The 17,920-nt window shown below is 70.7% G+C and carries 18 protein-coding genes and 3 tRNA genes; 6 read left to right on the forward strand and 15 right to left on the reverse strand.

Annotation, left to right across the window (positions count from 1 at the left end):
* Positions 1 to 170: 170 nt before the first annotated feature.
* From ACZ499_RS39190 to ACZ499_RS39220, 7 genes are all read right to left on the reverse strand, one after another.
* Positions 171 to 1,673 (reverse strand): DHA2 family efflux MFS transporter permease subunit, encoded by a 1,503-nt coding sequence (locus ACZ499_RS39190; protein ID WP_468681882.1) that lies wholly within the window; start codon positions 1,671 to 1,673, stop codon positions 171 to 173.
* Positions 1,674 to 1,767: 94 nt separating this feature from the next.
* On the reverse strand, positions 1,768 to 2,334 hold the full coding sequence (locus tag ACZ499_RS39195; RefSeq protein ID WP_468681884.1) for a TetR/AcrR family transcriptional regulator: 567 nt from the start codon (positions 2,332 to 2,334) through the stop codon (positions 1,768 to 1,770).
* Between the two features lie 88 nt (positions 2,335 to 2,422).
* A complete protein-coding gene (locus ACZ499_RS39200; RefSeq protein WP_283142079.1) occupies positions 2,423 to 2,857 on the reverse strand; it encodes a MaoC family dehydratase in 435 nt (144 codons plus the stop codon).
* 2 nt (positions 2,858 to 2,859) lie between these two features.
* Positions 2,860 to 3,312, reverse strand: coding sequence for an FAS1-like dehydratase domain-containing protein (locus tag ACZ499_RS39205; protein WP_468681887.1), 453 nt, complete (start codon positions 3,310 to 3,312; stop codon positions 2,860 to 2,862).
* A 107-nt stretch (positions 3,313 to 3,419) separates the two neighbouring features.
* Positions 3,420 to 3,584: a 50S ribosomal protein L33 gene (rpmG, locus tag ACZ499_RS39210; protein WP_158989327.1), complete on the reverse strand. Its 165-nt coding sequence runs from the start codon at positions 3,582 to 3,584 to the stop codon at positions 3,420 to 3,422.
* 97 nt (positions 3,585 to 3,681) lie between these two features.
* Positions 3,682 to 3,754, reverse strand: a tRNA-Met gene (locus ACZ499_RS39215).
* 44 nt (positions 3,755 to 3,798) lie between these two features.
* A tRNA-Thr gene (locus ACZ499_RS39220) sits at positions 3,799 to 3,871 on the reverse strand.
* 566 nt (positions 3,872 to 4,437) lie between these two features.
* On the opposite strand from ACZ499_RS39220, the gene ACZ499_RS39225 reads away from it, so the two are divergent.
* Entirely contained in the window at positions 4,438 to 5,706 is a 1,269-nt protein-coding gene (locus ACZ499_RS39225; protein WP_468681889.1) for an amidohydrolase family protein, read from the forward strand.
* A 133-nt stretch (positions 5,707 to 5,839) separates the two neighbouring features.
* Entirely contained in the window at positions 5,840 to 6,496 is a 657-nt protein-coding gene (locus ACZ499_RS39230) for an SDR family oxidoreductase (RefSeq protein ID WP_468681890.1), read from the forward strand.
* A gap of 305 nt (positions 6,497 to 6,801) precedes the next feature.
* Here ACZ499_RS39230 and ACZ499_RS39235 read toward each other — a convergent pair whose 3' ends face one another.
* Both ACZ499_RS39235 and ACZ499_RS39240 read right to left on the reverse strand, forming a co-directional pair.
* Positions 6,802 to 7,710 (reverse strand): hypothetical protein, encoded by a 909-nt coding sequence (locus ACZ499_RS39235; protein WP_468413927.1) that lies wholly within the window; start codon positions 7,708 to 7,710, stop codon positions 6,802 to 6,804.
* A gap of 1,000 nt (positions 7,711 to 8,710) precedes the next feature.
* A tRNA-Tyr gene (locus ACZ499_RS39240) sits at positions 8,711 to 8,792 on the reverse strand.
* A 192-nt stretch (positions 8,793 to 8,984) separates the two neighbouring features.
* Between ACZ499_RS39240 and ACZ499_RS39245 the strand changes: the two genes are divergently transcribed.
* The 3 genes from ACZ499_RS39245 to ACZ499_RS39255 all read left to right on the forward strand — a co-directional run bounded on the left by ACZ499_RS39245 (position 8,985) and on the right by ACZ499_RS39255 (position 10,832).
* Positions 8,985 to 9,473, forward strand: a complete 489-nt coding sequence (locus tag ACZ499_RS39245; protein WP_385545135.1) for a YajQ family cyclic di-GMP-binding protein — start codon at positions 8,985 to 8,987, stop codon at positions 9,471 to 9,473.
* A gap of 142 nt (positions 9,474 to 9,615) precedes the next feature.
* On the forward strand, positions 9,616 to 10,170 hold the full coding sequence (locus ACZ499_RS39250; RefSeq protein WP_468681891.1) for a methylated-DNA--[protein]-cysteine S-methyltransferase: 555 nt from the start codon (positions 9,616 to 9,618) through the stop codon (positions 10,168 to 10,170).
* The gene (locus ACZ499_RS39255; protein WP_468413931.1) at positions 10,167 to 10,832 is read left to right on the forward strand and encodes an alpha-ketoglutarate-dependent dioxygenase AlkB family protein; all 666 of its coding nucleotides are present in this window, start codon (positions 10,167 to 10,169) and stop codon (positions 10,830 to 10,832) included. The genes ACZ499_RS39250 and ACZ499_RS39255 overlap by 4 nt, the downstream gene beginning before the upstream one ends.
* A 52-nt stretch (positions 10,833 to 10,884) precedes the next feature.
* Here the strand turns inward: ACZ499_RS39255 and ACZ499_RS39260 are convergent, their stop codons facing one another.
* The gene (locus ACZ499_RS39260; RefSeq protein ID WP_468681894.1) at positions 10,885 to 11,157 is read right to left on the reverse strand and encodes a GlsB/YeaQ/YmgE family stress response membrane protein; all 273 of its coding nucleotides are present in this window, start codon (positions 11,155 to 11,157) and stop codon (positions 10,885 to 10,887) included.
* 101 nt (positions 11,158 to 11,258) lie between these two features.
* Between ACZ499_RS39260 and ACZ499_RS39265 the strand changes: the two genes are divergently transcribed.
* Positions 11,259 to 12,476 carry an APC family permease gene (locus ACZ499_RS39265; protein ID WP_468681896.1) on the forward strand — a complete coding sequence of 406 codons (1,218 nt, stop codon included), beginning with the start codon at positions 11,259 to 11,261 and terminating at the stop codon, positions 12,474 to 12,476.
* A 214-nt stretch (positions 12,477 to 12,690) separates the two neighbouring features.
* On the opposite strand, the gene ACZ499_RS39270 is transcribed toward ACZ499_RS39265, so the two are convergent.
* The 5 genes from ACZ499_RS39270 to ACZ499_RS39290 form a co-directional block, all read right to left on the reverse strand.
* Positions 12,691 to 13,080, reverse strand: a complete 390-nt coding sequence (locus tag ACZ499_RS39270; RefSeq protein WP_468681898.1) for a YccF domain-containing protein — start codon at positions 13,078 to 13,080, stop codon at positions 12,691 to 12,693.
* A complete protein-coding gene (gene htpX, locus ACZ499_RS39275) occupies positions 13,077 to 13,940 on the reverse strand; it encodes a zinc metalloprotease HtpX (RefSeq protein WP_468681900.1) in 864 nt (287 codons plus the stop codon). The genes ACZ499_RS39270 and htpX overlap by 4 nt, the downstream gene beginning before the upstream one ends.
* Before the next feature lie 148 nt (positions 13,941 to 14,088).
* Positions 14,089 to 14,544, reverse strand: coding sequence for a large conductance mechanosensitive channel protein MscL (locus ACZ499_RS39280; protein ID WP_468681903.1), 456 nt, complete (start codon positions 14,542 to 14,544; stop codon positions 14,089 to 14,091).
* 160 nt (positions 14,545 to 14,704) lie between these two features.
* Positions 14,705 to 16,366, reverse strand: a complete 1,662-nt coding sequence (locus ACZ499_RS39285; RefSeq protein WP_468681905.1) for an NADH-quinone oxidoreductase subunit N — start codon at positions 16,364 to 16,366, stop codon at positions 14,705 to 14,707.
* Positions 16,363 to 17,919: an NADH-quinone oxidoreductase subunit M gene (locus ACZ499_RS39290; protein ID WP_468681922.1), complete on the reverse strand. Its 1,557-nt coding sequence runs from the start codon at positions 17,917 to 17,919 to the stop codon at positions 16,363 to 16,365. Before ACZ499_RS39290 ends, ACZ499_RS39285 begins: the two co-directional genes overlap by 4 nt.
* Position 17,920: the final 1 nt, after the last annotated feature.

A 17,920-nucleotide genomic window follows, 5' to 3' on the forward strand; every position in this document is an offset into this window, starting at 1 on the left:
CCCCCCCCCCCCCCCCCCCCCCCCCCCCCCCCCCCCCCCCCCCCCCCCCCCCCCCCCCCCCCCCCCCCCCCCCCCCCCCCCCCCCCCCCACCCCCTCCGCCCCCCGGCCGTCCGCCAGAGGACTTTCGGGAAGGGGCGGGGCGGGGGACAAACCCCGCCCCGCCACCGTGTCACCCCACCAGCACATCCTCCCGAGCCGCCCCGGTGTCCGCGTCCCCCACGCCCTCCGCACCGGAGGAACCCGAACCCGACACCCGCGGCAGACACACCGCACTGACCGCCGCCAGCCCCACGACTCCCGCCCCGACCCACAGCGCCGGCTGCAGCCCGTCCACGAACGCGGTGGCCGACCCGTACCCGCCCTGCGCGGAGAACACCGCCGCCAGGACGGCGACACCCAGTGCCCCGCCGACCTCCCGCAGCGCGTTGTTCGCCCCGGACGCGATCCCCTGCTCGGACGGCCGCACGCTCGACATCACCAGGTTCGCGGCCGGCGCGAAGTACAGCGCCATCCCGACCCCGCTGACCACCAGCGCCGGCAGCTGCGCCCCGTACGACACGTCCGGCGACATGATCAGGGCGAACCACCCGAGCCCGATCGCCTGGAGCGCCAGCCCCACCGCCACCACCGGCCGTCCCCCGATCCGGTCGGACAGGATGCCCGCGACCGGCGCAACCAGCAGCGGCATGGCGGTCCACGGCAGCATCCGCAGCCCCGCCTCGGTCGGCGAGTAGCCGAGCACGCCCTGCAGGAACTGGCTGAGCAGGAAGATCGAGCCGAACATCCCCACGTACATCAGCAGGCTGGACAGGTTGATCGCCGCGAACGCCCGGCTCCGGAACAGCCGCATCGGCAGCAGCGGCGCCTCGCTGACGGTTCCGTGCCAGACGAAGGCGCCGAGCAGCGCCGTACCGGCCACGAGCCCCGTCAGCACCGTCGGGCTGCTCCAGCCGTCGACGTTGCCCCGGATCAGGCTGTACACGATCCCGAAGAGCCCCCCGCTGGCGAGCACCGTGCCGCGGATGTCCAGCCGGGCCCCGCTCCCGTACGACTCCGCGAGCCGCAGCCGCGCCAGCGGAAGCACGAGCACCCCGAGCGGAACGTTCAGCCAGAAGATCCACTGCCAGGAGAAGTGCTCGGTCAGCGCGCCACCGATCAGCGGCCCGCTCGCGACGGCGAGGCCGTTGACCCCGCCCCATATCCCGTACGCCAGGCCCCGCTTCGCGGCCGGCACCGCCGCCGTGAGCAGCGTGAGCGTCAGCGGCATCATGATCGCCGCGCCGACGCCCTGGACCGCCCGCGCCGCGACCAGCCCGTCGATCCCGGGCGCCAGCGCCGCCGCGGCGGACGCGCCGGTGAAGATCGTCAGCCCGGTGAGGAAGAGCTTGCGGCGCCCGAACCGGTCCCCCAGCGCCGCGCCGAACATCAGCAGCACGGCGAACGTGAGGGTGTACGCGCTCACCGTCCACTCCAGATCGTCCAGCGCCCCGCCCAGGTCCTCGCGGATCGACGGCAGGGCGGTGGTGACGACGAGGTTGTCGAGCGCCGCCATGAACCCGGCGATGCTGGTGATCACCAGCGCCCACACGGCGCCCCCACGCCGGGCCGTTCCCTGCTCGGCCCCCTGGTCAGGCCCTTGCTCGCGCTGCTTCTGCTTCTGCTGCTCGGACATCGCTTCCCCGCTTCCCCAGTCTGGTTAGTTATCAGTTACTAACTTTCGAGCCCATGCGTGTGCCCCTGCGCGCACTCCCCGGGCAGCCGCGCGGCTACTTCTCCAGCCGCCCCTTCGCCCGTGCGGAGGGATAGATCTCCTCCCACACCCGGTGTTCGGGAGGGAACCCGATCGCCACCAGCGTGTTGATCAGCATCCCGTACGCCAGGAACGTCGTGGTGTCCTTGTAGCCCTCCAGCGGGATGCTCACCGCGTCCCACAGCTCCATCCACTCCCGCCGGACGGCCTCGCCGAAGGTCCGGTCGCCCGCCGCCTCGGCCGCGGCGACCGCCACGTACACCTGCATCTGCATGAGCAGCCGCTCCGGCTCCTCCGCGATGACCTTGGTGTACGTGTTCGCCATCGCGTGCACCGCCTCCTCGCCGTGGAGTCCCTCGGACGCCTCGGCGAACATCCGGACGGTGTCCTCCATGCAGCGGTGCATCGCCGCGAGGAAGATCGCGGGCTTGTTCGGGAAGAGCCTGAACAGGTACGGCTGCGAGACACCCACCCGCTTGGCGATCGCCGCGGTGGACGTCCCGTAGTAGCCGCGGTGAGCGAACTCACTCATCGCCGCCCGCACGACGCTCTCGCGCCGCTCCTCCGCACTCATCCTGACCATGGATCTAAAGTTAGTGGCTAATAACTAACTTTGCAACCCCGAAGAACGGCCGCCGAGGTTCTCCACCCCCGGCGGCCGTTGCACGGGCTCACGCCAGCGCGACCACCGCGCGCGACATGCCCAGGACCTTCTGGCCCGCGCTCATCGCCGTCAGGTCGACCCGGACCGTCTTCGCCTCGTCGTCCAGCTTGGCCGCGACCTTGGCGCTGACCTCGACGAGCGCGCCCGCCTCGTCGTTCGGCACGACGACCGGCTTGGTGAAGCGCACCCCGTACTCGACGACCGCCGCCGGGTCGCCCACCCAGTCGGTGACCACCCGGATCGCCGAGGCCATGGTGAACATGCCGTGCGCGATGACGTCGGGCAGCCCGACCTCCTTCGCGAACTTCTCGTTCCAGTGGATCGGGTTGAAGTCGCCCGAGGCGCCCGCGTACTGCACGAGTGTGGCGCGACTCACGGGGAAGGACTGCGCCGGCAGCTCGGTGCCGGTCTCCACGTCTTCGTAACGGATCTTGGCGCTCATCGTCACTCCCCCTCGGCCGCGCGGGACACGAGCTTGGTGAAGGCGGTCACGACGTGCTCGCCCGCCTCGTCGTGGACCTCACCGCGGATGTCCAGGATGTCGTTGCCCGCGAGGGACTTGATCGCCTCGATGGTGGAGGTCACTGTGAGCCGGTCCCCCGCGCGCACCGGGCGCTTGTACGCGAACTTCTGGTCGCCGTGCACGACCCGGCTGTAGTCCAGGCCCAGCTGCGGGTCCTGGATCACATCGCCGGCCGCCTTGAACGTGATGGCGAACACGAAGGTCGGCGGCGCGATCACATCGGGGTGCCCGAGCGCCCTCGCGGCCTCCGGGTCGGTGTACGCGGGGTTGGCGTCCCCCACGGCCTCGGCGAATTCGCGGATCTTCTCCCGGCCGACCTCGTACGGCGCGGTGGGCGGATAGGTCCGCCCCACGAAGGACTGGTCGAGCGCCATGGGCTCGCAACCTCCTGCTTGGTGATCTACGGAACGTGATACGACGAGAGGCCGCTCCCCGGAACAGGGAACGGCCTCTCGTACGAGCCTGAGTGCTAAACCCGTGATTAGCGGGTCTCGCGGTGCGCGGTGTGCGACTTGCAGCGCGGGCAGTGCTTCTTCATCTCAAGTCGGTCCGGGTTGTTACGCCGGTTCTTCTTGGTGATGTAGTTCCGCTCCTTGCACTCCACGCAGGCCAGCGTGATCTTCGGGCGGACGTCGGTGGCAGCCACGTGAGTGCTCCTTGACGGACAGGTAGACGGGTGAACGCATAAAAGAGTAGCCGATCGGGAGACCGACCCCACAATCGGCTACTGGTGCTACTTGGAGTAGCGGTGACCGGACTTGAACCGGTGACACAGCGATTATGAGCCGCTTGCTCTACCGACTGAGCTACACCGCTTTGATGATCCGGTCCCCGCTTGTGGGCGGGGACCCTCTCACCAGAGCCCCAATACGGAATCGAACCGTAGACCTTCTCCTTACCATGGAGACGCTCTACCGACTGAGCTATTGGGGCGAGCGATGAAGACATTACACGGTCGGCTGCCGATCGCCCAAATCCGTTTCGCCGGGCCGTCGTGGAGCCGTCGGACGGCCGTCACGGGGCGGCTCCCGCAGGGGGCCCATGGAGGTCCGGGGGCGGGTGGGATGTGATCGCGAACCGCTTCCGCACGGCCCGCCCCAACTGTCACGTACGCCACTCGTGGCCACACCGGTACGACTATTGCGCTCCTCCTCGATGCGCGCGGGGCGCGCCCCTAGGGTCTGTCCGGTGGGTCTGGTGGTATCGGCCCGGAGTGCGGTCTCGGTGCTGGTGAGCGGCTGTCTGGTGCTTCCCCAAGCTCTCGACTTCGTTCGAGCAGGGGAGCCCCAATGCTGCAAGGCGGAGGAGGGCGACATGGCGGAGCCATGGCAACCGACACGACGCCGCTGGGGGTCCCCCCTGGCCCTCAAGGCCTTGGGGGAGGGCGTGTCAGGGCCTCGCGTGCCGACCAGATCCACCGGACAGGCCCTAGGCTCGGCTCACGCTGCGTGATCTTGCCCTGAAGGCCCCGCGGGGCCCCGAGGACCACCTGGAGCGCGATGTCCGACAGCCAGTCGCATCCGGCCCACTCGCCCGGCACCGGGGACGGCCCCGCCGAGGCCGCCACCACGCTCCTGCTGTCCGGCGCCCGGCTCGCCGACGGCCGGACCGTGGACGTCCGGCTCGGCGGCGGCCGCATCGAGGCCGTCGGGACCGCGGGCAGCCTCGCCGCGCACTTCTCCAAGGTCGACCTGAACGGCTTCCTGCTGCTCCCGGCCCCCGTCGAGCCGCACGCGCACAGCGACACGGCGCTGACCGCGTTCGGCCCCGAGGGCCCGGTCTCGTACGCGGCGGAGGACGTCCAGCGCCGCGCCACCGAGGCCGCCCTGCTCCAGCTCGGCCACGGCGCGACGGCGCTGCGCTCGCACGTGCGGATCGACGACGTACGGGGCCTGGAGCCGCTGGTGGCCGCCCTGCAGACCCGCCGCTCGCTGCGCGGGCTCGCCGAGCTGAACGTGGTGGCGGTGCCCCGGCTGCTGACCGGCGCGGCGGGCGCGGACGGGCTCGCGATGCTGCGGGACGCGGTGAAGATGGGCGCGTCGGTGGTCGGCGGCTGCCCGGACCTCGATCCGGACCCGGCCGGGTACACGGAGGCGGTCCTGGAGGTCGCCGCCGAGCACGGCTGCGCGGTCGACCTGCACACGGACGGCGACGATCCGGCGCGGCTGGCCCGGCTCGCGGCGATGACCGCCGGGCTGCGCCCGGGCGTGGCGATCGGCCCCTGCGCGGGCCTGTCCCGGCTGCCGCGCGAGGCGGCGGCGCGGGCGGCGGACCAGCTCGCTTCGGCGGGCGTCGCGGTGGTCTGCCTGCCGCAGGGCGGTTGCGGCATGACGGAACGTCAGGGAACGGCCCGTCAGGGCATGCCGCCCGTACGGATGCTGAAGGCGGCGGGCGTGCGCGTGGCGGCGGGCAGCGGCGCGCTGCGCGACCTCGCCAACCCGGTGGGCCGGGGCGACCCGTTGGAGGCCGCGTACCTCCTCGCCTCCCAGGCGGGCCTGCGCCCCGAGGACGCGTACGGCGCGGTGAGCACAGCCGCCCGGGAGGCGATGGGCCTGCCCGAGGTCCGCGTGGAGGCGGGCTTCCCTGCGGAGCTCCTGGCGGTACGCGGCGAACGCATCGCGGGCGTGCTGTCCCTCGCGTACAGCCGCATCGTGATCCACCGCGGCCGGGTGGTGGCCCGGACGAGCGCGGTACGGGAGTACTGCGACTCGGCGGCGGCGGTGGCGCTGGACCTGCCGCGGCAGGGGCGGCCGGACTCCGGCGGGTGAGGCGCCCCCGGGGGCCCGGAGGGGCGGGCGGGGCGGGCACGCGGGCCGGACGGCGCCGGCCGGGCGGGGCTTGGGCGCCCGAAGGGGCTCGCCGGGGGCGCGCCGGGCGGCCCACCGGCGTACGGTCGTGAGCATGCGCATTGTCATCGCAGGAGGCCATGGTCAGATCGCGCTGCGGCTCGAACGGCTGCTGTCGGCGCGCGGGGACGAGGTCGCGGGCGTCATCCGCAAGCCGGAACAGGCGGACGACCTGCGAAAGGCGGGCGCCGAGCCCGTCGTACTCGACCTGGAGTCGGCGTCCGTGGACGAGGTCGCGGCCACCCTGGAGGGCGCGGACGCGGCGGTGTTCGCGGCGGGCGCGGGCCCGGGAAGCGACGCCTCGCGCAAGGAAACGGTGGACCGGGCGGCCGCGGTCCTCTTCGCCGACGCGGCGGAGCGGGCGGGCGTACGCCGGTACGTGGTCGTCTCCTCGATGGGCGCGGACCCGCGCCACGAGGGCGACGAGGTCTTCGACGCGTATCTGCGCGCCAAGGGCTCGGCCGACGAGGCGGTACGGGCCCGCCCCGGCCTGGACTGGACGATCCTGCGCCCCGGAATGCTGACGAACGACGCCGGCACGGGCCTGATCACGCTGGCCGCGTCGACGGGCCGCGGCCCCATCCCCCGCGACGACGTCGCCGCCCTCCTGGCCGAACTCATCGACACCCCCGCCACGGCGGGCCTGACGCTGGAAGCGATCAGCGGGTCGGTGCCGGTGACGGTGGCGGTCAAGGACGTGGCGGGGAACTGAGGGCGAAGGATTCGAAAAGACCCCCGCCGGGCTGCGTTTCCGCAATTCGACGGGGGTCGCGGGGGCCTGGGGGTCTTGCATCGCGTGGCGGCACCAGGATTCGAACGTCGAACCGGGTCGACTAAGCCGACGGATGTCCGTCCTGGCCACCGCCCACGCCAGACCCCTCACCCGGTGCTTTGCGCCATGGCTCGATCGTTTCTGCTCCCATGGCCCGCAGCCGCCCCGGATCTCGCTTCGCCGGTCTCTCCCCACCCAGCGCCCGACCCTCCCTCAAGCCCGAACACCGGCACCGCGCTCGTCCGCTAGCGACGGATCCTGGTCTGCTGCTGATACTCGCCACGGACCCTGACGATTTCCTGGAACAGATCCGGACGATCCGAAAGATCGATGTTCCTGGGGTTGGTGGCATAGCTGATCAATCCAAGCAGCTGGTGCAGGATGTTGGCCTCCTGCTGCTGGCGCTCCCAGGCAGGGTCGGCCGCCGACTCCTCGCTCTCCTGTGGAGTAGTGCGAAACCTTTCGTCTTCGATGAGCCAGTCCGACAGCGCCTGCGGCCACACAAGCCGCATGGCCGTTCTGTGTTCCTGTGGCCCCCCTTCCCGGGAGTCCTCCAGGGCGGTGAGTATCCGGGCTTCGTGTGATCGGTCGACGCGCGCCTGAAGACCTTCGACAGAAGCGAGCCGAACGGCCAGGTCCCGGATCAGCTCTCCGTGGCGCAGCGCCCAATCCCGCTCCGCGCGCCGGCTGCGATGCTCGCGGACGGACTCCACCCGCTCGCTCTGCGTACGAGGCAGAGTGCCGTCGGCGCGCCTGTGCGCGCGGGTCAATTGGAGATGGCGGCGCTCTGCCGACTGGCGACCGCTCAGTTCCAGAGCGTCGGCGATGCGCTCCCAGGTGATCCGCTTGGTCCGCGCCAGGGAGATCAGCTGAAGCTCATCGCTTTCCAACTTGTCCCGGAGCATACGGATAACCAGGAGCGTCGCCAGAATGTCCGTCTCTTCGACGTCGGGCTGGATTATCCCGCGAGCCCGCTGGCAGATGCGGTCGTAAGCGCGGGCCACCTCCAGCAGCGTCGGCGTGGACTCCGAACTCCCCGGCTGGGAATGCCGCCGGACCCCGCCCGGAGACTCCAGCAACCGCCCCCATGCCCGGTCCCGGTTGTACTCCGCCTCGGGATACTGCGCACGCCGTGCGGCACGTGTCGTCTTCATGACGACTCCCCCTGTCGTCTTTTGGACGACGCATTCGGCAGAGAGTCGCGTTCAGTCGCGCACAGTCGCGAAGCAGCCGGTAGCCCTTCGAGCGGCCCTTCGGAAGACGAGCCTCCCGCGTGCCGGACCATTCGTGGCCTTCGACGCCACACGGATCGCAGCACCCCGACAACCACAGCGGAGATCGCGAACATCACCTCGGCTATGTAGTGGGCGCCGGCATCCTGGATGACAGAACTCATCATGAATGAATCAGCGCACGTCACAGACGTGCACCCTCCTCCTCACGTTGCTGGTGGTGCAGTAACGCGCCCCGCCGAGTTGGCGTATGTAAAGACATATCCCTTCACAACGCACCGCCTGGCGGCACGGAACGTCAGGCCGCGATTACAGCCCGACGCCAGGAGAAAGTCTGCCGCCCCCGAAACACACGGACGGCCCGCACCGGACCCGCCTCTCCAATCGCCACCCTTCGCCATGGCCACATAACGCGCATTTCACCAATACGAGACGCTTCTTACCCCACAGAAATGTCGTCCGAGGGAGGCAGGCTGCGTTCCGCGCCCGCCTTGTCTGCTTTAAGGGCGGGGTACCTATGGAGAAGTCGATGGGCCGAAAAGCAGAGGCAGAGGAGAGGCAGAGGCAGACCGAGGAAGACTGAGGAAGGCCGAGGAAGGCCGAGGAAGAGAATCGGATTCAGCAATTCCGCATGCTGTGCCGACCGCTTGCGTACAACGTCGGCGTGCGGAAGCGGTCGAGGAGACCGGGTACCGGATCACCGGGACGCTGGAGCGCGTCCGTCACGTACCAGCCGGTTGAGCGGGACGGTCGACAGCAGCCCGCACCACACCGCCCCACCCGCCCTGTCAGGCCCCGGATCCGAGGGCCGCGGAGTGAGAGACTTCACCCACTTGCGTTCCCGCCGAGAGATCGCGGGCGGACAACGAGAAAACCCCCTCGCATCTGCGCTTCCGCAGATGCGAGGGGGTCTCACCCAGTGTGGCGGCGCCAGGATTCGAACCTGGGTAGGCTAAGCCGACGGATTTACAGTCCGTTCCCATTGGCCACTCGGGCACACCGCCATGGGATGTCGCCGGTGGAGGTCCCGCTTTCGCGGTGCTCCCTGGCAACGACGTAAACGATACCTGATACCCGGGGGTGCTTCGCCACCCGGTTGATCAGCGCTTCGCGCGGGCCCGGGTGGCTAGGCTTTGGGGCAGTGGTTCGGCAGCCAGGCCGTACCCCCACGCACCCGATCCAAGGAGCCACAGGACATGGCCGACTCCAGTTTCGACATCGTCTCGAAGGTCGAGCGGCAGGAGGTCGACAACGCCCTCAACCAGGCGGCGAAGGAGATCTCGCAGCGCTACGACTTCAAGAACGTGGGCGCGTCGATCTCTTGGTCCGGCGAGAAGATCCTGATGGAGGCCAACTCCGAGGACCGCGTCAACGCGATCCTCGACGTCTTCCAGACCAAGCTGGTCAAGCGCGGGATCTCGCTCAAGGCGCTGGACGCCGGCGAGCCGCAGCTCTCCGGCAAGGAGTACAAGATCTTCGCCTCCATCGAGGAGGGCATCTCGCAGGAGAACGCCAAGAAGGTCGCCAAGGTCATCCGCGACGAGGGCCCCAAGGGCGTCAAGGCGCAGGTGCAGGGCGAAGAGCTGCGGGTCTCCTCCAAGAGCCGCGACGACCTCCAGGCCGTTCAGACCCTGCTCAAGGGCAAGGACTTCGACTTCGCGCTGCAGTTCGTGAACTACCGCTGACCCCTCGGACGTGCTGTCCGATTTCCGCCAGCGCGGGCCGGACGGGGGTCGCAGACTCGGTCTCGTACGTGAGGACTCGTACACGAGGACTCATGCGTGAGAACGCGTACGTGAGGACTCGTCGCAAGGAAAGGAACGTGCGATGACGGTCTACGCGACCCTCGACAGCCCGCTGGGCGAACTGCTCCTGGTCGGTGCGGAGTCAGCCACCGCGAAGGGCGGGACCGCGCTGGCCTCGCTCTCCATGCCCGGCCAGAAGGGCGCGGCCGTCGTCCGGGACGGCTGGCGGCGGGCGCCGGAGGCCTTCGAGGAGATCGCCCGCCAGCTGCGGGCGTACTTCGGCGGCGAGCTGACCCGTTTCGACATCGAGTACGCGCCCGGCACTGGCACCGAGTTCCAGCGCCAGGTATGGGCGGAGCTGGACTCCATTCCGTACGGCGCCACCACCTCGTACGGGGAGATCGCCCGCCGGATCGGTGCCTCCTCGGTGAAGGTGCGCGCGGTCGGCACCGCCATCGGCCGCAACCCCGCGCTCGTCGTACGCCCCTGCCACCGTGTCATCGGCTCCGACGGCACCCTGAAGGGGTACGCGGGCGGCCTGGAGCGCAAGGAGCGCCTGCTGGGGCTCGAAGGGGCCCTGATGGCGACACCCGGCAGCCCCAGTAGCCCCAGTAGCCTCGCCGGCCCGGGCAGATGAGCGACGCCCTCTTCCCCCGGCCGCGCACCGTCGTCGCACCCGGCGCCGTGCACGTGCCGGGGTGGCTCCCGCCCGAACGGCAGCGGGAGCTCGTGGCGGCCTGCCGGGAGTGGGCGCGGGGGCCCGTCCCCATCCGGCACACCGTGCTGCCGGGCGGCGGTGTCATGTCCGTGCAGACCGTCTGCGTCGGCTGGCACTGGCAGCCCTACCGGTACACCCGCACCGCCGACGACGTGAACGGCCGCCCCGTCGCCCCCTTCCCCGACTGGCTCGCCGCACTGGGCCGCGCCGCGGTGGCCGCCGCGTACGACGACCCCGCCGCCGGGGACGGCTACTCCCCCGACACCGCCCTGATCAACTTCTACGACGGCGACGCGCGCATGGGGATGCACCAGGACAAGGACGAGCGGTCCGGCGCTCCCGTGGTCTCCCTGAGCGTCGGCGACAGCTGCCTCTTCCGCTTCGGCAACACCGAGGACCGGGGCCGTCCTTACTCCGATGTCGAGCTGGCCTCGGGCGACCTCTTCGTCTTCGGCGGCCCCTCGCGCTTCGCCTACCACGGCGTACCAAAGGTCCTCCCGGGCACGGGCGATCCGGCGATGACCGGCCTGCCCGGCGGCCGCCTCAACCTGACCCTCCGCGAGACCGGGCTGAAGGCGTGAGCAGCCGACCGGTTGACCGGGTGACGGTCCGGCCGCACCCTGGGTCGGCGCCTCAGCGGCGGTCGCGCGAGTTGCCGAAGACTATGCGGTAGGCGATCAGCAGCACGAGTGAGCCGCCGACCGCCGCCGCCCAAGTGGCGCCGTCGTAGAAGTGGTTGGCGACCGGGCGGTCCAGCCAGCGGGCCGAGATCCAGCCGCCGACGAACGCACCCGCTATCCCTGTGACCGTCGTGCCGATCAGACCGCCCGGGTCCCGCCCGGGGAGCAGGATCTTGGCGATTGCTCCGGCGAGCAGGCCGAGGATGATCCAGCTGACGATGCCCATGTCCTGAACCTGCCTTTCGTACGGTGTCGTCCTATGCCATGGCGTACGGGAAGACGTACTCCCTCCGGAGCGCGGTTGCACCGGTGGCTAGGGTGCGGCGCATGACACAGGAACTGCGCCGCACCCTCGGCGTCTTCGACGCCGTGGTCATCGGGCTCGGCTCGATGGTCGGGGCCGGGGTCTTCGCCGCGCTCGCCCCCGCGGCGAAGGTGGCCGGGACCGGGCTGCTGGCCGCGCTGGCGCTGGCCGCGGCCGTCGCGTACTGCAATGCCATGGCCTCGGCACGGCTCGCCGCCCGCTATCCCGCGTCCGGTGGCACCTATGTGTACGGGCGGGAGCGGCTCGGGCCGTTCTGGGGCTATCTGGCGGGCTGGGCGTTCGTCGTCGGCAAGACCTCCTCGTGTGCGGCGATGGCTCTGACCGTGGGCGCCTACGTCTGGCCGGCGCAGGCCCACTTGGTGGCGGTCATGGCGGTGGTGGCGCTGACCGTCGTGAACTACGGGGGTGTGCAGAAGTCGGCGTGGCTGACGCGGGCGATCGTGGCGCTGGTGCTCGCGGTCCTCGCGGCGGTGGTGGCGACCTGCCTGGGGTCGTCCGCCGCCGGGCACCTGGACGTCGGGCTGTCCGGGGGCGGGGCGGGGCTGCTCCAGGCGGCGGGGCTGCTCTTCTTCGCGTTCGCCGGGTACGCCCGGATCGCCACGCTCGGTGAGGAGGTGCGCGATCCGGCCCGGACGATCCCGCGCGCCGTTCCCCTGGCGCTGGGCATCGCGCTGGCCGTCTATGTCTGTGTCGCGGTCGCTGTCCTTTCCGTACTGGGTGCGGACGGGCTGGGGCGGGCGATGGCGCCGCTCGCCGACGCCGTGCGGGCGGCGGGCGCGCCGGCGCTGGTGCCGGTGGTGCGGGCCGGGGCGGCGGTTGCCGCGCTCGGGTCCCTGCTCGCGCTGGTGCTCGGGGTCTCGCGCACGGTCCTCGCGATGGCCAGGGACGGCCATCTGCCGGGCACACTGGCCGCCGTGCACCCCCGGTTCCGGGTGCCGCACCGGGCGGAGGTCGCGGTGGGCGCCGTGGTGGCGGTGCTGGCGGCGACGGCCGATCTGCGCGGGGCGATCGGCTTCTCGTCGTTCGGCGTGCTCGTCTATTACGCGATCGCCAACGCGTCGGCCTGGACGCTCGGTCCGGGCCGCGGCGGGCGGCTGCTCGCGGCCTGCGGTCTGGCCGGGTGCCTGCTGCTTGCCTTCGCGCTGCCGCCGTCGTCGGTGGTGGCGGGTAGCGCGGTGCTGGCCGTGGGGGCGGTCGCGTACGCCGTGCGGCGGCGCTGAGGCCGCACGGGCCGCGGCGACAGGCCACGGCGCGCTACGGCTGCCGCGGCCTCATATTCGGCCGCTGAACCCCGCGGGGAAAGTCCGGGACGCCATCTCGTTCTCGGTCATGGCTCCATGGTGGACCACGCCACTGACAATCGGTCCGGAGCTCGCCCCGGACGACTCTGACCTGCGTGTTCTCGGTCGGCTGCCTGTGGAAAACCTGGTCCGGCTACCGGTAGAACGGCTGGTCCGTCGGCACGATCTGCTTGCCCAGCGGGAGCAGCGAGACCGGGATCAGCTTGAAGTTCGCGATGCCCAGCGGGATTCCGATGATCGTGATGCAGAGCAGGAACCCCGTGACGATGTGGCCGAGCGCCAGCCACCAGCCCGCCAGGATCAGCCAGAGCACATTGCCGATGCACGACGCGGCGCCCGCGTCCTGCCGCTCCACGACCGTGTACCCGAACGGCCAGAGCGCGTACAGGCCGATACGGAAGGCGGCCAGGCCGAAGGGGATGCCGATGACCGTGATGCAGAGCAGGACGCCCGCGAGCAGATAGCCCAGGAACATCCAGAAGCCGCACAGGACCAGCCAAATGACGTTCAGGATTGTCTTCATGGGCGGCGACCTGCCATCTGTTCGAGTCGGGCGATACGCTCCGCCATCGGCGGATGTGTCGAGAACATCTTGGAGACGCCCTGCCCCGGGCGGAAGGGGTTGGCGATCATCATGTGGCTCGCGGTCTCGATCCGCGGCTCGGGCGGCAGCGGCAGCTGCTTGGTGCCCGCGTCGAGCTTGCGCAGGGCGCTGGCCAGGGCCAGCGGGTCGCCGGTCAGCTGGGCGCCGGACGCGTCCGCCTCGTACTCGCGCGAGCGGCTGATCGCCAGCTGGATGACGGAGGCCGCGAGCGGCCCCAGGATCATGATCAGCACCATGCCGACGATGCCCGGTCCTTCGTCGTCGTTGGACCGGCCCACCGGGATCAACCAGGCGAAATTGACCAGGAACATGATCACGGAAGCGAGCGCTCCGGCGACTGAGGAGATCAGGATGTCCCGATTGTAGACATGGCTGAGCTCATGGCCGATCACGCCGCGCAGCTCGCGCTCGTCGAGGATCTGAAGGATCCCTTCCGTGCAGCACACCGCCGCGTTGCGCGGGTTGCGGCCGGTCGCGAAGGCGTTCGGTGCCTGGGTCGGCGAGATGTACAGGCGTGGCATGGGCTGGCGCGCGGCCGTCGACAGCTCGCGGACCATCCGGTACAGCGCCGGAGCCTCGAATTCGCTGACCGGGCGGGCACGCATGGCCCGCAGGGCCAGCTTGTCGCTGTTCCAGTACGCGTAGGCATTGGTGCCCAGCGCCACGAACAGCGCGACGATCAGCCCCGTACGCCCGAAGAAGCTGCCGATGACGATGATGAGCGCGGACAGTCCTCCGAGAAGGACGACAGTCCTCAACCCGTTGTGCCGGCGGTGCACGGTACGCCCTCCAAGTGGTACGGCAGGGGAACCCTTTGCCTGATGGTCCTTCCACTTTCCAGTGGACGCTCCCGTACTGGTCAACGCCAGACGAGGACCGCTGGTTCCCCTGCACGCGCTGGAGGGCGCCCTACGCCGTACGGGTGGGTCAGCGCGGCGCGGGCAGTCCCGCGAGCTCCAGGGCCTTCGGGTCGGGCTCCAGCTCGCTGGTGCAGTGCCCGCAGCGGGTGGCGATGCCCGGGATCTGGGTGTAGCAGCGGGGGCAGTCGCGCAGGGCGGCCTTGATGTCGACCGGCTTGTCGCGGTCGAGCCGCGCCTGCACCTTCATCATCGGGATGACGACGAGGAAGTAGAGCACCGCGGCGGTGATCAGGAAGGCGATGGCCGCGCTGATGAATTTCCCGTAGGGAAATTCGACGCCCTCGACCTTGAACGTCGCCGTGGTGAAGTCGCCCGTCGACCGGGTGGCGAGGCCGATGAGCGGTGTGATGAAGGCGGTGCTGAAGCCGGTGACCACGGCGGTGAACGCCGATCCGACGGCCAGACCGACGGCCATCGTCACGATGTTCCCGCGAAGGATGAAGTCCTTGAACCCGCTCAGCACTGCTCGCTCCTAGTCGTCTCCGGCTGCCCGGCCGATCGCCGTCCGGGCACGCGTGCGCACACGTACGCGCGTACGACACTGCCCTGTCCGGGCACCCGAGTTCAAACCCGCTGCGCGAGCCGGTGGCCCGGATGGACCAGCCGGGCCTGGGCAGACCGGGTCAGAAAAGGCTGATGGACGCGAAGTGCAGGGCCACCTGGGGCATGCCCGACAGGGCGACGGCGGCGAGCGCGGTGAGCGCGATGGCGACGGTGAGCGGGGCCGGGACGCGGGGGCGCGCGGCGGGCACGCCCGCGGCTCCGGCACCCACAGCGCCACCGGAACCGGCACCGACGGGCCCACCCGGTCCGGCGCCTGCCGAGGCCGTCCCGGCTCCCGCCACCACGGCCTCCGCCCCCTCCACGGGCGCCTCGGCCTCCTCCGGCGCGCGGAACAGTACCGCGGTCCACCGCAGGTAGTAGTACAGGGCGATCACGACGTTGAGCGCCATGACGACCGCCAGCCAGCCCAGGCCCGCGTCGACCGCCGCCGAGAAGACCGTCACCTTGGCGAACAGACCGATGATGCCCGGCGGCAGACCCGCCAGGCAGAGCAGGAAGAAGCCGAGCGCGAGCGCCGCGAACGGCCTCTCGGCGTACAGGCCGCGGTAGTCGGCGATACGGTTCAGCGGCCGCGTACGGGCGACCAGCGCGGCCACCGCGAAGGCGCCGAGGTTCACCACGGCGTACATCAGGGCGTACGCGACGGTCGCGCCGACCTGGGCGTCGCTGGAGTAGCCCGCGGCCGCGATCGGCACCAGGAGGTAGCCGGCCTGGCCGACGGAGGACCAGGCGAGCAGGCGGACCGCGCTGTACGCGCGCGTGGCCGACTGGCGCAGCGCGCCCACATTGCCGACGGTCATCGTGAGCGCGGCGACGACCGCGAGCGCCGGGCCCCACACGTCCGCGTACGCCGGGAAGGCGATGACGGCCACCAGGATGAGGCCGGAGAAGCCGACGGCCTTGCCGACGACCGACAGATAGGCGGCGACCGGCAGCGGCGCGCCCACGTAGGTGTCGGGGACCCAGAAGTGGAAGGGGACCGCGGCCGTCTTGAAGGCGAAGCCCACCAGGGTCAGCGCGACTCCGGTCTGGGCGACGGTGTCCAGCTGGTAGGGCACGTCGGCAAGCCGGTTGGCGATCTCGGTGAGGTGCAGGGTGCCGGTCGCCGCGTACACGAAGCTGACGCCGAGCAGCATCACCGCGGTCGCGGTCACCGAGGAGAGGAAGAACTTGAGGGCCGCCTCGGAGGACAGCCGGTCGCCCCGCTTGAGGCCGACGAGTGCGAAGGCCGGCAGCGAGGCGACCTCCAGGGCGACGACCAGGGTGGCCAGGTCGCGGGAGGCGGGCAGCAGGGCGGCGCCGGCGGCCGAGGAGAGCAGCAGGAACCAGAACTCGCCCGCGGGCAGCTTCTCCTTGCTTTCGGTGAGCTCCGTCATCGACAGCAGCGCGGTGAGCAGGGCGCCGCCGAGCACCACGAACTGGAGCACCAGGGTGAAGCGGTCGACGGTGTAGCTGCACGCCTCGGGGTTGGTGGTGAGGCAGAAGGTCGAGCGCGTCGACTTGTGGAGCGGGATCAGGAGGAGCAGCGCGGCGCCGAGCCCGGCGATGGCGATCCCGCCGAGCAGCGGCTTGCGCTTCTGCGGCAGGAAGAGGTCGGCGACCAGCACGATCAGCGCGACGGACGCGGTGATCACCGGCGGGGCGATCGCGAGCCAGTCGACGGACTGGACGACGCTTGCGGCGCCGGTGGCGGCTGGGGCGCTTGCGGCGGCCACGGTCACGACTTGCCTCCTGCGAGGAGCTTGTGGACGGCCGGATCGGTGAGGCCGAGGAGGACCGCGGGCCAGAGGCCGGCGAGGACGGTGAGGGCCACGAGCGGGCTCCAGGCGGCGACTTCGTACCCCTGGACGTCCACGAGCCGGGGCTCGTGCGGCTGGGTGCCCGGCGTGCCCATGCAGACGCGGCGGACGACGACGAGCAGATACGCGGCGGTGAGCAGCGTACCGACGCCCGCGATGGCCACGAAGGTGAGGAAGGCGGAGCGGCTGAGGCCATCGGCCGGGTCGAACGCGCCGAACATGGCCAGCATTTCGCCCCAGAACCCGGCGAGGCCCGGCAGCCCGAGCGAGGCGACCGCCGCGAAGGCCAGGAGGCCGCCCAGGCGCGGGGCCCGGCCGTAGAGGGCTGCGCCGGTCGCGCCGGAGAGGGTGTCCAGGTCGGCCGTGCCGTACCGGTCCTTGAGGGCGCCGACCAGGAAGAAGAGCAGGCCGGTGATGAGGCCGTGGGCGATGTTCGCGAAGAGCGCGCCGTTGACGCCGGTGGGGGTCATGCTCGCGATGCCGAGGAGCACGAAGCCCATGTGGCCGACCGAGGAGTACGCGATGAGGCGCTTCAGATCGCCCTTGTTGCCGCGCCTCGCCAGGGCCAGGCAGGCCAGCGATCCGTAGATGATCCCGGCGACGGCGAAGGCCGCCAGATACGGGGCGAACCGGTGCATTCCATCGGGGGCGATGGGCAGCACGATCCGGACGAATCCGTACGTACCCATCTTCAGCAGCACGCCGGCGAGCAGCACCGAACCGACGGTGGGCGCGGCGGTGTGGGCGTCCGGCAGCCAGCTGTGCAGCGGCCACATCGGGGTCTTCACCGCGAGCCCGATCCCGATCGCCAAAACGGCGATGACCTGCACCGATGTGGTCATCCCCCGGCCGTTGTCAGTGGCGAGTGCCACCATGTCGAAGGTGCCGGTCTTCAGCCCGATCAGCAGCAGGCCGAGCAGCATCACGACGGAGCCGAGCAGGGTGTAGAGGATGAACTTCCAGGCGGCGGCCTGCCGTTGGTCGCCGCCCCAGCGGGCGATCAGGAAGTACATCGGGATGAGGACCATCTCGAACGCGAGGAAGAACAGCAGCAGATCGAGGACGGCGAAGGTGGCGAGGGTGCCGGACTCCAGGACGAGCAGAAGAGCGACGAAGGCCTTCGGGGACGGGCCCGCGGGCATCTTGAAGTAGCTGTACAGCGCGCAGAGGAAGGTCAGCAGCGCGGTCAGGACGAGAAGGGGGAGTGAGATGCCGTCGATGCCGAGGTGGATGCGCACGTTCAGCGTGGGGATCCACTTGATGTCCGTCGTGGCCTGCATCTTCGACGGGTGGTCGCGGTCGAAGCCGAGCGCCAGGACGATCGCCGCGAGCAGGATCGCGCCGGTGACCGTCACGCCGTGGCGGAGCACGGCCTGGCCGGGCGACTTCCCCTTCAGTCCGGGCGGGGCGGGCAGCAGCGCCGCCACCGCGCCGACGAGCGGGCCGACCACGATGAACGCGAGAAGGAACTGCATC

The organism is Streptomyces sp. NPDC031265, assembly GCF_055570295.1.